The following is a 12,694-nucleotide window of genomic DNA, read 5'->3' as shown; positions in this document are numbered from 1 at the left end:
CCGTTTGCTTTGCCCCGGAGCATGCGACGGTAATGCGATTACTGAGAGTGATTCGGGGTTACTCTTCGGTCAGGTTAGGGTGTGCCGCGTCATGCTCATGGGATACAGTGACCGCACCCACTGTGACGCGACACACCGTGATACCCGATAGCGCGGTTCGCCGGTGGGCTGCTCGCTGAGAATTTGTGGAGGTAGGCGTGGGCGTCGAGGTCAGGACCGAAGGTGTTACCAAATCCTTTGGTTCACAGCGTATTTGGCAGGATGTCTCGCTGACGCTGCCTTCGGGTGAGGTCAGCGCGCTGCTCGGCCCCTCGGGTACCGGTAAATCGGTGTTTTTGAAGTCGTTGATCGGTTTGCTGCGTCCGGAGCGCGGTTCGATCTTTATCGATGGCACCGATATCACCACCTGCTCCAATAAGGAGCTCTACGAAATCCGCAAGCTGTTCGGTGTGCTGTTCCAGGACGGTGCGCTGTTCGGGTCGATGAACCTGTTCGACAATGTGGCGTTCCCGTTGCGTGAGCACACCAAGAAGTCCGAGTCCGAGATCAAGAAGATCGTGATGGAGAAGCTCGAGCTGACCGGTCTGCTCGGCGCGGAGGGCAAGCTGCCGGGTGAGATCTCCGGTGGTATGCGCAAGCGTGCCGGTCTGGCGCGGGCACTGGTGCTGGATCCGCAGATCATTCTGGTCGACGAGCCCGACTCCGGCTTGGATCCGGTGCGTACCTCGTATCTGTCGCAGTTGCTGATCGATATCAACGCTCAAATCGACGCGACGATCCTGATCGTGACCCACAACATCAACCTGGCCCGTACGGTGCCCGACAACATCGGCATGCTGTTCCGCCGCTCCCTGGTGATGTTCGGTCCGCGCGAGGTGCTGCTCACCTCGGAGGAGCCGGTGGTCAAGCAGTTCCTCAACGGTCGCATGATCGGTCCGATCGGTATGTCCGAGGAGAAGGACGAGGCCCAGATGGCGCGCGAGCAGGCGCTCGTCGACGCCGGTCACCATCACGGTGGCGCCGAGGAGGTCGAGGGCATCATCCCGCAGATGCGGGCGACGCCCGGTATGCCGGTACGCCAGGCCGTACTTCGCCGCCAGGCGCGAGTCCGCGAAATCATGCACACCCTGCCGCATGCGGCCCAGGTGGCTATTCGCGAGTCACTTGATCAGAACGACGATACGCAGGTGATGGCGTACCAGAACGGCGACCAGGGTGGATACCAGGGTGGCTCGTTCGACACTACCGTGCGCCACAACACAACTAACGGGTAACATCTGCGATCGTGAATTCCACCCTGGCGCGATTGCGGACTCCTGTGGAGTCGGGGTTTGGCCAGGCCGGCAACATCTTTGCGCTGCTCATCGACGTGATGCGCAAGACGTTCAAGCGGCCTTTTCAGTTGCGCGAATTCATCGAGCAGTCGTGGTTCATCGCGAGTGTCTCGATCCTGCCGAGCGCACTGGTCGCCATTCCGTTCGGTGCGGTTGTCGCGCTGCAGACCGGCTCTTTGATCAAACAACTCGGCGCCGAATCCTTTACCGGCGCAACCAGCGTGTTGGCTACCGTCCAGCAGGCCGCTCCCGTTGTCACCGCGTTGATCATCGCGGGCGCGGCCGGATCGGCGGTCGCCGCCGACCTCGGCTCGCGCACCATCCGTGAGGAGATCGACGCGCTCGAGGTGCTCGGCGTCGATCCGGTGCAGAAGCTCGTTGTGCCACGCGTGCTCGGCATGATGCTGGTCGCGCTGCTGCTCAACGGTCTGGTGTCGGTGGTCGGCATCGCCGGTGGCTACTTCTTCAATGTCGGGCTGCAAGGCGGCACGCCCGGCGCCTACCTCGCTTCGTTCTCCGCACTGGCCCAGCTGCCTGACCTGTGGATCGGCGAAATCAAAGCCTTGATATTCGGTCTGCTCGCAGGTGTGATCGCCGCGTACAAGGGGTTGCATCCCAAAGGGGGCCCGAAAGGAGTCGGAGACGCGGTGAACCAATCCGTGGTTATCACCTTCATGGTTCTGTTCTTCGTGAACTTGATCCTGACCCTGGTGTATCTGCAAGTCGTCCCCGCCAAGGGCGCCTGACCCGTGGCCACCTCGTACCGCCCCCCGGCCCTGGCGAAATCCGCCCGCCGGGTCCGTGAGATCGCGCGCATGCCGGTGAACGTCGTCGACCGCGCCGGCGATCAGATGTCGTTCTACTCCAAGGCCATTGCCTGGATTCCGCGCACCGCTGTGCACTACCGCAAGGAGGTCATGCGGCTGCTCGCCGAGGTGACCTTCGGCAGTGGCGCGCTGGCCGTCATCGGCGGCACCATCGGCGTCATCATCTTCATGTCCGGTTCGGTCGGCGTTGTCGTCGGCCTGCAGGGCTTCAAGGCCTTGGACTCGCTCGGCAGCTCGGTGCTGACCGGCTTCCTCACCGCCTATATCAATACCCGGGAGATCGCGCCGCTGGTCGCCGCGCTCGCGCTATCGGCAACGGTCGGTTGTGGATTCACCGCACAGCTCGGTGCGATGCGGATCTCCGAGGAGATCGACGCACTCGAAGTGATGGCGGTGCCGGGTGTGCCTTTCCTGGTGACCACCCGGGTGATCGCGGGCTTCCTCGCGGTCATTCCGCTCTACATCGTCGGGCTGCTCGGCACATTCCTGGCATCACGAATGATCAGCATCTGGTTCAACGGACAATCCAGTGGCTCCTATGACCACTATTTCGGTCTGTTCCTGCCACCTGAAGACGTCTTATATTCGTTCGTCAAAGTCTTGGTCTTCGCATTCGTGATCATCATGGTGCATTGCTATTACGGCTTCAACGCCACCGGCGGACCGGCCGGTGTCGGTGTCGCAGTGGGCCGCGCGGTGCGCGCGGCGATTGTGTTGGTGAATGTTCTGGACTTCTTCCTCAGCCTCGCCATTTGGGGTACGACAACGACGGTGCGGGTTGCGGGATGAGGGCGCCGATCATCGAAACGGCAAGCAGTGAGGTGCCGTCATGAGTAATCGCGTGCAGATGTGGCGCGCGACGGAGAAATTGCGCGTCCGACTGCTCGGCATCGCGTTCTTCTTGGTCTGTGCACTATTTCTGGTGACGACGGTCGCGATCTACAACAAGGCGTTCGTCGACACCGTCCGGGTCAACCTGGTCACCGACAGTGTGGGAAATGCGCTGACCCGCAATGCCGATGTGAAGGTGCGCGGCGTCAACGTCGGCGAGGTCAGGTCCAGCCGATCCGAGGGTGGTCAGGTGACCCTCGACCTGGCGATCGATCCCGGCAAGGCCACCCAGATTCCGGTCAACGCCACGGCTAGGCTGCTGCCGAAGACGCTCTTCGGCGAGCGGTACGTGGACCTCATCATCCCGGACGAACCCAGCAAGCAGCACCTGTCCGCTGGCGTCACGCTGCATCAGGACAAGAGCGGCAATGCCATCGAGATCAGCAAGCTGCTCGACGATGTGCTGCCGCTGCTGCAGGCGATTCCGCCGCAGGACCTCGCCTCCACCCTCGGTGCGCTGTCGCAGGCGCTATCGGGTCAGGGTGTGGCACTGGGTGAGTCGGTGGACAAGCTGGACACCATCTTCCGCGACCTCAACGGTGTGATGCCCGATATCAAGCAGGATCTGGTGAGCTTCGCCGATGTGGCGGCCACCTACTCCGACGCCCTGCCGCAGCTGGTCGACGCCTTCGACAATCTGCGCACCACCAACGCGACCATCGTGCAGCGCCGCCCGCAGATCGACACGCTGCTGGCGACGCTGAACCCGACCGCGGCCAGCACCGCGGACTTCCTGATCGCCAACCGCGACAACATCATCGACCTGGCCGCCGACTCCCGCCCAGCGCTGGAACTGCTGGCCACCTATTCGCCGACCTACGCCTGCGCGATGGCGAACTTCGCCAAGATGAAGCCGCGCATCGACCAGATCATGGGTATGGGCACCTCGCGGCCCGGCTCCCGAGTGTCGGTGGAGCTGACCAATACCCGCGGTAAGTACCTGCCCAACCAGGACGAGCCACGCTGGCTCGACACCCGCGGACCGTGGTGTGTGCCGGAGTACCCGGTGTTCACCGATCCGGGCCAGTACACCGGCGGACCGAGCAATGACGGCTCCTATGCGGTGCCAAGCCGCAATCCGGGTGACCAGGTCAGCGGTAACTTGTCGGTGCCGCAGTTCGGGATGTATCCGGCTGCGAATGTGCCGACCACGGTGGGTTCGCCGACCGAACAGCGGACCCTCGGCGCGATCTATGGTGCGGCGAACGGTGTTTCGCCCGAGCAGGTGCCCAGCTGGGTCACCCGGATCGGTGCACCCGCATTCCGCGGCAGCGAGGTGAGCGTGCGATGAAGGAAAAGATGCGCGGCCTCGGATCGCCGCTGACCAAACTCGTCATCTTCATCATCGTCACCCTTTTCGCGACCACGGTCCTCGGGCTCTCGATCGCGAACTACACCGGCCGCGGCACCCCGTTCAAGGCCCGCTTCAGCGATGTCACCTCGCTCAACAAAGGCGACGAGGTGCGTATCGCGGGCGTACGGGTCGGGAAGGTCACCAGTGTCTCGATCGTGGACAAGCGCCAGGCCGAGGTCGGCTTCGAACTGACCGACCGCAATTGGCTGCCCGCCTCGACGACGGCGACCATCCGCTACCGAAACCTGGTCGGCCAGCGCTATATCGCGCTCGAACAGGGCGCGGGGGAGCAGGGCCGCAAGCTCAATAAGGGCGCGACCATCGGGCTCGAGCACACCAAGCCAGCGCTGAACCTGACCACGCTGTTCAACGGCTTCCGGCCGCTGTTCCAGACGCTCACCGCCGACGATGTGAACAAGCTGTCCTACGAGATCATTCAGGTCTTCCAGGGCGAGCAGGGCACCATTCACGATCTGGTGGCGACCACCGCGAATCTGACCAACAAGATCGCCGATAAGGACGCCGTCATCGGTGAGCTGGTGAAGAACCTGACGGCCGTGCTCAATGCGGTCAATGAGCGCGAGGGCCAGTTCGATCAGCTGATCGTCAATACCGAGGCGCTGGTCAGCGGGCTGGCCGCCGACCGCGACACCATCGGCAGCTCGGTGACCTCGCTCGGCAATCTGGCCTCGGCCACCGCGGATCTGCTGGTGCCGACCCGCCCGACGTTGCAGGGCTCGATCGCCGGACTCAGCCAGCTGACCGGCACCATCGACGAGCGCAAGGACGAAGTGAATACGGCGCTGACCAACCTGCCGATCAAGATGGAAAAACTCGGCCGCGCCGGCAGTTACGGCTCGTGGTTCCAGTTCTACCTGTGCGGTATCGACATCGTGGTCGGGCCGGGCGCGGTGGACGCACCGCAGCTCAACCTCCCGGCCGGGCTGCCGACGGTCAACCAGCCGATCTACACCAATGCCGCACCGCGCTGCCAGGGGAAGGGGGGTCACTGATGGACGACCGGATCCTGCTCGGCAAGCGCAGCCCCGCGTTCATGGGTGTGCTCGGCCTTGCCATGGTGCTGCTCGTGACGATCTCCGCGTTCTTCCTGGACCGGCTGCCGATTATCGGCGCTGGTACCAAATACACTGCGGAGTTCTCTGAGGCCGCTGGCCTCAAGAAGGGCAATGAGGTGCGCATCGCGGGCGTGAAAGTCGGCGCGGTATCGGATGTTCGGCTCGACGGCAACAAGGTGCTCGTCGACTTCCGCACCCAGGACGCCTGGATCGGCAACGAGACGACCGCCTCCATCCAGATCAAGACCGTGCTCGGCCAGAAGTACCTGGCGCTGGACCCGAAGGGTTCCGAGCCCGCGAATCCGAGCAAGGCGATCCCGCTGTCACGCACGGTATCTCCGTACGACGTGGTGGACGCGTTCAGCGACGCGGCCAACAACATCGACAAGATCGACACCGCACAGCTGGCCACCAGCATGCGAGTGCTCTCCGAGGCGTTCGAAACGACGCCGCCGGAGATCCGCAACTCCATCGACGGCGTGGCCCGGCTCTCGGAGACGCTGGCCAAGCGCGATGAGGAGCTGAAGAAGCTGTTCGCCGCGGCCAGGCAGACCACCGGAGTGCTCGCGGACCGCAATCAGCAGTTCGAGCGCCTGCTCGCCAATGGCGGACAGCTGTTGGCGGAGCTGAATATTCGGCAGCAGTCGATCGCGCAGCTGCTCAGCGGCGCCAGGACGGTGTCCGCCGAGCTGAGTGCACTCGTCGCCGACAACGAGAAGCAGATCGGGACGGCGCTGACCAACCTGAAGTCAGCGATCGACCTGCTGAACGACAACCAGCAGAACATTTCCAAGACGCTGGAACTCGCGGCTCCGTTCTACGGCCTCTACGCCAACGTACTCGGCACCGGCCGCTGGTTCGACGCGGTAATCGTGAACCTGGTCCCGCCCGGCCTGCCGGAGATTCCGGGCAACCGGCCGCCGGTGCGCACCATGGGAGGTAACTGACATGGGGGTGAACTGGCCTCGTAAGGAACCGCTGACCACACTGCGGTCCTCGGGTCGTGGCACCAAGGTGGCCATCGCGATCGGTTTGATCGCGGCATTGGTCGTGGCCGGGGCGCTGTGGTGGCTCTTCGACCGGATGACCACAACCAAGATCACCGCATACTTCGACCGCTCCGTCGGTATCTACCAGGGTTCAGATGTGCGGATACTCGGTGTGCCGGTCGGGCACGTGGATTCGGTTGAGCCGCAAGGTGATCAGGTCAAGGTGGTGATGAGTGTCGACCGCAAATACGATATCCCCGCCGAAGCCAAGGCCGCGCAGATCACGCCATCGATCGTCTCCGATCGCTACATCCAGCTGACCCCGGCCTACTCCGGCGGTCCGAAAATGGCACGCACCGCGACCATTCCGCGCGATCGCACGGTCACCCCGGTCGAGGTCGACCAGCTGTACAAGAGCATTACCGAACTCTCCGACGCGTTGGGCCCCAATGGCGCCAATGCCGAGGGCGCGGTGAACCAACTGGTACGCACCTCGGCGGCGAATCTGGCGGGCAACGGCGAGGCGCTGGCCAACGCCATCACTCAGCTCTCGCGCGCGACGCGGTACCTCAGTGATACCCGCGGCGATATCTTCGACACGGTCAAGAATCTGCAGACCTTCGTCACCATGCTGGCCCAGAACGACCAGCAGGTGCGGCAGTTCAATGCCCAGCTCGCGGATCTGTCGACGTTCCTCGCCGGGGAACGTCAGGATCTCGGTGCGGCGCTGAATCTGCTGTCGATCGCACTGGGTGATGTCGCCCGGTTCATCGATGAGAACCGGGATCTGGTCCAGCAGAACGCCAAGGGCCTGACCACGCTCACCGCGACGCTGGCCAAGCAGCGCGATGATCTCGCCGCGGCATTGCCGGTGCTGCCGCTGGCACTGAGCAATCTGATCAATATCCACAACGCGGAATCCGGCACCCTCGATATGCGCGCCAACCTCACCGATCTGCAGGACCCGTTCGGTGTGGTGTGCAAGATGCTCGACCTGAGCAAGTTGATGCCCGGCGATCCGAAATTCGAGGCGCTCGGCAAGCAGATGCGCCCGATTCTGGAGCACTGCAAGGAGATTACCGATCAGATCACCGCGGGCGTGCAGACGCCGACGCTGATCCTGCCGTTCGGCATTCTCAGCGGTGAGAACGAGCAGCGCGCCCCGGTGCCCGGCACCGTTCCGGGCACCCCGTCCGATCAACTTCCGCCCTCGCAGGGAGGTGGCCAGCGATGAACAAGCGAGTCCGTTCCGCGGCACGCACTCTCCGCGTAGCGACTGCTCGCAGGTCGCTCGAAAAGGTCCGCGTAGCGATTGCTTACAGGTCGCTCGAAAAGGTCCGCGTAGCGACTGCTCGCAGGTCGCTCGAAATGGTCGGCTCCGCGCTGGTTGTCGGCATGAGCGCGGTCCTGGTGACCTCGTGTTCCTCCGAAGGCATCTACGCGGTACCGCTGCCCGGTGGCGCCGATGTCGGTGACCATCCGATGACCATCGATATCCGCTTCGACGATGTACTCGATCTGGTGCCGCAGTCCGCGGTCAAGGTCGAGGGCGTTGCGGTGGGTCGGGTCGAGGACATCGCGCTCGCACCGGACGGCTGGACCGCCAGTGTGCGCACCGTGGTGAACTCCTCGGTTGATCTGCCCGCCAATGCGCGGGCCGAGGTGCGGCAGTCGAATCTGCTCGGCGAGAAGTTCATCGAACTGTCCAAGCCCACCGATCAGCCCGATACCAAGAAGCTGACCAACGGTTCGGTCATTCCGGCCGACCGCACCAGGCACGCGACCGAGGTCGAGCAGGTGCTCGGTGCGTTGTCGTTGCTGCTCAACGGTGGCGGCGTTGCGCAATTGCAGCCCATTGTCACCGAGCTGAACAAGACCCTGGGCGGCCGTGAGGAGCGGGTGCGCTCGCTGCTCGATCAGGCCAATAAGTTGGTCGCGGGGCTGAACGATCAGGTCGACGACATCACCAGGGCCATCGACGGACTCGCCACGCTGAGCAACCGGGTGAGCACCCAGACCGATCAGATCAGCAAGATCATCGATGAGCTGCCGCAGGGCATCAAGATCCTGAACGAGCAACGGCCGCAACTGATTGCGCTGCTCCAGCAGCTGGATCGGGTGGGACAGGCCGGATTCGACGTGCTGAACCACTCCAAGGACGATCTGATCAAGGATCTGACCTCGCTGCGTCCGACCCTGCAGGAACTCGGCAGGGCCGCACCGGATCTGGTCACGGCGCTGCCCCTGGTGCCGACCTATCCGTTCCCGGACTCCACGCTGGAGGGCACCTTCGGCGGCCAGGTGAACACCTGGCTCTCGGTGGACCAGCAGATCGGTGTCACGCTGAGCAATCTCGGCGTCGGCAAGGGCGATCCGGTGTACATCCCGCCGCCGTACGGCCCGGAAGTGCCGGTGAATCCGACCAACCCGTACTACGGCGGCAATGGCCCGCGCCCGGGTTGGCCGACGGTTTCGCTGCTGCCGCTGCCGCCCAACATGCCTCGCTTCCCGGCAGGCCTGCCGCAACTGCCGGCCGGACCGCTCGGGGCGATTCTCGACCAAATCGGAGGTGGTCGGCGATGACCCGCCTGGTGCGCTATCAGCTGATCGCGTTCGCCGTGATCGCGGTGCTCGGCGTGGTCTTCGTCGGCGCCAAATACGTTCGGCTCGATCACATGCTGGGCATCGGCGAGTACCACGTGAAGGTCGAGGCCAAGCAGACCGGCGGCATCTACAAGGGCGCCGAGGTGACCTACCGCGGCGTCCCGGTCGGCCGAGTCGGCGATCTCGAACTCACCGACACCGGTGTGGCGATCAAACTCGTGCTGGATTCGAGCGCGCCGAAGGTCCCGGAATCGGCGCGCGCCGTCATTGCCAACCGGTCGGCCATCGGTGAGCAGTATGTCGACCTGCAGCCCGATGCCGACCACGGCCCGTACCTGCGCGACGGTTCGGTGATCAGCTCGGCGACGACACCGGTCTCGGTGGAGCAACTGGTGCAGAGCGTGGACACCTTCACCCGCTCGGTCGATCTCACCGCGCTGAATAAAACCGTCACCGAACTCGGCAGGGCCTTCGACGGCAAGGGCGACGATCTAAAAGTCTTCGTCGATTCGCTGAACAAGTTCACCGCGGCATTCAGCGACAGTCTGCCGCAGACGATCCAGCTGATCAGGGACGGCCGGATCGCGCTGGGCACCCAGGCGGACCAGTCGAGCTATATCCGGCAGTTCAGCCAGGGTCTCGACGAGCTCACCGCGCAGCTGCGCTCCAGCGATCCGGATATCCGGCGGCTGATCGGCACCGGCACCGATGCGGGCGAGCAGGTCAGCGCACTGCTGAAGGAGAGCGGCGGCGCACTCACCGAGGATCTGGCCAACCTGCGTCAGCTGATGGTGTCCATCTCGCCGAAGTTCTACGCGCTGCGTCCGCTGCTGCAGATGATTCCCGCGCTGTCCATCGGCGCGTCGTCCACCGCACCCGGTGACGGCACCAGCCACTTCGGCCTGGTGCTCGAGGTGAACAACCCGCCCGCATGCACCCAGGGCTACGAGGGCACCCAGCGCATCCTCGAGCAGATGAAGCGGGAGAATCCGGACTTCGACGACACCCGCGACGAATTCCCGTTCAACAAGGACGCGAAATGCACGGTGCCGTTTGGTAATCCAACGGCGGTGCGGGGCGGAGCGCGCGCCGATCTGGCCGATCCGAGCATTGTCCAGCCCTGGGATTCGACCCCGAAAACCGATCCGGAGAAGCTGAACCTGAACCCGATCGCCGTGCAGATGGCCACCCTGTTGGGGGTCACGCCCAAGCGGTGAACAGGACCTATGCGGCTACGCCGCAGTAACCGAAGTTAGGGTGTCTGGCTGTGAGCATCGACATGTCCAAGGAAACGCCGGTTGCTACCGGCACCGATTCCACGGAAGCTGATGCCGCGGCGCATGACGCGACGGCATCGGTTTCCGCGCACCCGGCAGAGGCGTCCGCTGACGCTCCCGCCGGTCGACTCGCGGTCACCATGGCCGCGGCCGCCGCGCTGGTCGTCGCACTGATCGCCGCGGCCTGGTTCGGCACCGGCTGGGTGCGTGCGGCGTTCTTCACCGACGGTCCGCGCGCCGATGCGCGCGATACCGCCCTCGCCGATGCCAGGCAGGCCGCGATCAACCTGATGTCGCTGGATCCCAATGATGTCGACGGATCGATCAAGCTGATCCAGTCCTCGATGACCGGATCGCTGCTCGATGACGCCACCAAGACCCAGGAGCAATTCCGCTCGCAGGCCACCGAGGCCAAGACCAGGCTGGAATCCAAGGTCGTCGGTTCCGCGCTGACCGCGCTGAACTCCGAGCGGGATCACGCGTCGGCGCTCATCGTGTTGCAGACCACCAGGACCGCACCGAATGCCGCGCCGTATGCCTACCGGCAGACCTGGGCGCTGGACCTGGTCGAACAGGGTGACGTGTGGAAGGCCGAGAAGGCGAGTCCGCTGAGTCAGCCCATCCCCGTGAATCAGCCGGCTGCCGGGCAGACCGGTGCGACGCCGTCCGCGGGCGCCACCCCGCCCAAGCCCGGATCGTAGGAGAACCCGCCATGGCATCTCGTCGACCAGTCAATCGGGTCACTCCCCGCAACCGTCCCACCGTCGGCCGCACCGCGGCCAGCGCCGGATCCGCCGCCACCCGCCGTGGCGCCCGCGCGAGCGACGAGTCCACCGCGAAGCGCAGGACCAAGGTGGCGGGCACGACCGAGCCGGTACGTCCCGCTCCACGGCCCGCACCGTCGCGGCCCTGGTCCCAGCGGCTGCGCCTGGGGCGGGGATGGGGGCTGGTCGCGGCCATGCTCGTCGCCACCGTGCTGCTCGGCGCATTCGCCACGGTCGCGGCGTTCCGTCCGGGCATCGACGATTCGAACCAGGGCTACGTGGACACCAAGGCCACCGAGGAGGTGACCGCGGCCGCCTCCCATGCGCTGAAGACCATTTACGCCTACGACGTGAACAAACTCGACGGCTACAAGGATGCCGTGCACGCGGTCGTCACCGGCCAGATGCTGACCGATTTCGACAAGTACGCCGATACCAATCTCGCCGCCCTGAAACAGGCGCAGACCAGCGCCGATGCGCTCGCCGATCCGATCGGGGTGACCTTGCTCACCAAGGATCGGGCCGAGCTGCTGGTGAACTTCGTGGTCAGCGCGAACAAGAACGGCGCCGCGCAGCAGAGCGCGTCCGGCCCGATCGTGCTGAAGATGCAGAAGGTCGACGGAAAGTGGCTGGCCTCGGCCATCGTCGACCAGTAATCGCTTGCGGGCCCTGCCACTTGACGAGTTTCGCCGGACACGTCACGCTATTCACAACAGCGGCAGCTGTCACAGTGGCTTCATGAGCCCCGTGGCTACCCGAAGCAGCCAGCGATTCGGGCATGACACGCGGTCATAACGGTCACGGCGCGCCGCCCCGCGGCGGCTGGTTCGGGTGGTACTTTGACACCACCTTGCGTATGGGTGTACGGTTGGACGTTGCGCTGGCTGCCTCCTGTCCATACCTCGATTTGCACACGTAAGTTCCACCCTTCCGGTGTTACTTCCGTTGTTGCCTGTTCGGGTTTCGTTCGGGTTGTGACCAGCGGAATTCGTAGCAGACAAGCGACGGTCGCGGACCACCACGCGACGCGCGTGAGGTGCTGGAAGGACGCATCTTGGCAGTCTCCACCCAGACCAAGGCAGTTGCCGGAATCCCCGGAGCCCCGTTGCGGGTGTCTTTCGCGAAGATCCGTGAACCCTTGGAGGTGCCCGGACTTCTCGATCTACAGACCGACTCTTTTGCATGGCTGATCGGTTCGCCGTCTTGGCGTGAAAAAGCCGCGGCACGCGGTGACGGCGGGCTAGTCGGGGGACTCGAGGAGGTGCTCGAGGAGCTGTCGCCGATCGAGGACTTCTCCGGGTCGATGTCCCTGTCTTTCTCGGATCCTCGTTTCGAGGAGGTCAAGGCCTCCATCGACGAGTGCAAAGACAAGGATATGACCTACGCGGCGCCGTTGTTCGTGACCGCTGAGTTCATCAACAACAACACCGGTGAGATCAAGAGCCAGACGGTCTTCATGGGTGATTTCCCGATGATGACCGATAAGGGCACGTTCATCATCAACGGCACCGAGCGCGTCGTGGTGTCGCAGCTGGTGCGTTCGCCGGGTGTGTACTTCGACCACAGCGTGGACAAGGG

General features: G+C 64.2%; 11 protein-coding genes and 1 pseudogene. All 12 read left to right on the top strand.

The window, feature by feature from the left end; all coding sequences use genetic code 11:
* Positions 1-197: 197 nt before the first annotated feature.
* Positions 198-1,274, top strand: a complete 1,077-nt coding sequence (locus tag ACWEO2_RS07195; RefSeq protein ID WP_452404538.1) for an ABC transporter ATP-binding protein — start codon at positions 198-200, stop codon at positions 1,272-1,274.
* A gap of 98 nt (positions 1,275-1,372) precedes the next feature.
* On the top strand, positions 1,373-2,080 hold the full coding sequence (locus tag ACWEO2_RS07190) for an MlaE family ABC transporter permease (protein ID WP_354961092.1): 708 nt from the start codon (positions 1,373-1,375) through the stop codon (positions 2,078-2,080).
* Positions 2,081-2,149: 69 nt separating this feature from the next.
* Positions 2,150-2,950 carry an MlaE family ABC transporter permease gene (locus tag ACWEO2_RS07185; RefSeq protein ID WP_355179642.1) on the top strand — a complete coding sequence of 267 codons (801 nt, stop codon included), beginning with the start codon at positions 2,150-2,152 and terminating at the stop codon, positions 2,948-2,950.
* Positions 2,951-2,990: 40 nt separating this feature from the next.
* Entirely contained in the window at positions 2,991-4,343 is a 1,353-nt protein-coding gene (locus ACWEO2_RS07180) for an MCE family protein (RefSeq protein ID WP_452404537.1), read from the top strand.
* An 8-nt stretch (positions 4,344-4,351) separates the two neighbouring features.
* Positions 4,352-5,419 (top strand): MCE family protein, encoded by a 1,068-nt coding sequence (locus ACWEO2_RS07175; RefSeq protein WP_452404833.1) that lies wholly within the window; start codon positions 4,352-4,354, stop codon positions 5,417-5,419.
* On the top strand, positions 5,419-6,429 hold the full coding sequence (locus tag ACWEO2_RS07170; protein ID WP_354961086.1) for an MCE family protein: 1,011 nt from the start codon (positions 5,419-5,421) through the stop codon (positions 6,427-6,429). Before ACWEO2_RS07175 ends, ACWEO2_RS07170 begins: the two co-directional genes overlap by 1 nt.
* A gap of 1 nt (position 6,430) precedes the next feature.
* The gene (locus tag ACWEO2_RS07165) at positions 6,431-7,705 is read left to right on the top strand and encodes an MCE family protein (RefSeq protein ID WP_355179598.1); all 1,275 of its coding nucleotides are present in this window, start codon (positions 6,431-6,433) and stop codon (positions 7,703-7,705) included.
* A 134-nt stretch (positions 7,706-7,839) separates the two neighbouring features.
* The gene (locus ACWEO2_RS07160; protein WP_355179600.1) at positions 7,840-9,054 is read left to right on the top strand and encodes an MCE family protein; all 1,215 of its coding nucleotides are present in this window, start codon (positions 7,840-7,842) and stop codon (positions 9,052-9,054) included.
* Positions 9,051-10,292 (top strand): MCE family protein, encoded by a 1,242-nt coding sequence (locus tag ACWEO2_RS07155; RefSeq protein ID WP_452404536.1) that lies wholly within the window; start codon positions 9,051-9,053, stop codon positions 10,290-10,292. Before ACWEO2_RS07160 ends, ACWEO2_RS07155 begins: the two co-directional genes overlap by 4 nt.
* Positions 10,293-10,342: 50 nt before the next feature.
* Positions 10,343-11,053: a hypothetical protein gene (locus tag ACWEO2_RS07150; protein ID WP_452404535.1), complete on the top strand. Its 711-nt coding sequence runs from the start codon at positions 10,343-10,345 to the stop codon at positions 11,051-11,053.
* A gap of 11 nt (positions 11,054-11,064) precedes the next feature.
* The gene (locus ACWEO2_RS07145; RefSeq protein WP_452404534.1) at positions 11,065-11,772 is read left to right on the top strand and encodes a hypothetical protein; all 708 of its coding nucleotides are present in this window, start codon (positions 11,065-11,067) and stop codon (positions 11,770-11,772) included.
* Between the two features lie 380 nt (positions 11,773-12,152).
* A pseudogene (locus tag ACWEO2_RS07140) lies at positions 12,153-12,694 on the top strand (DNA-directed RNA polymerase subunit beta); the annotation flags it as partial.

The sequence above is a fragment of the Nocardia sp. NPDC004278 genome, assembly GCF_053602975.1.
This window is presented reverse-complemented; position numbering and strand designations above follow the sequence as displayed.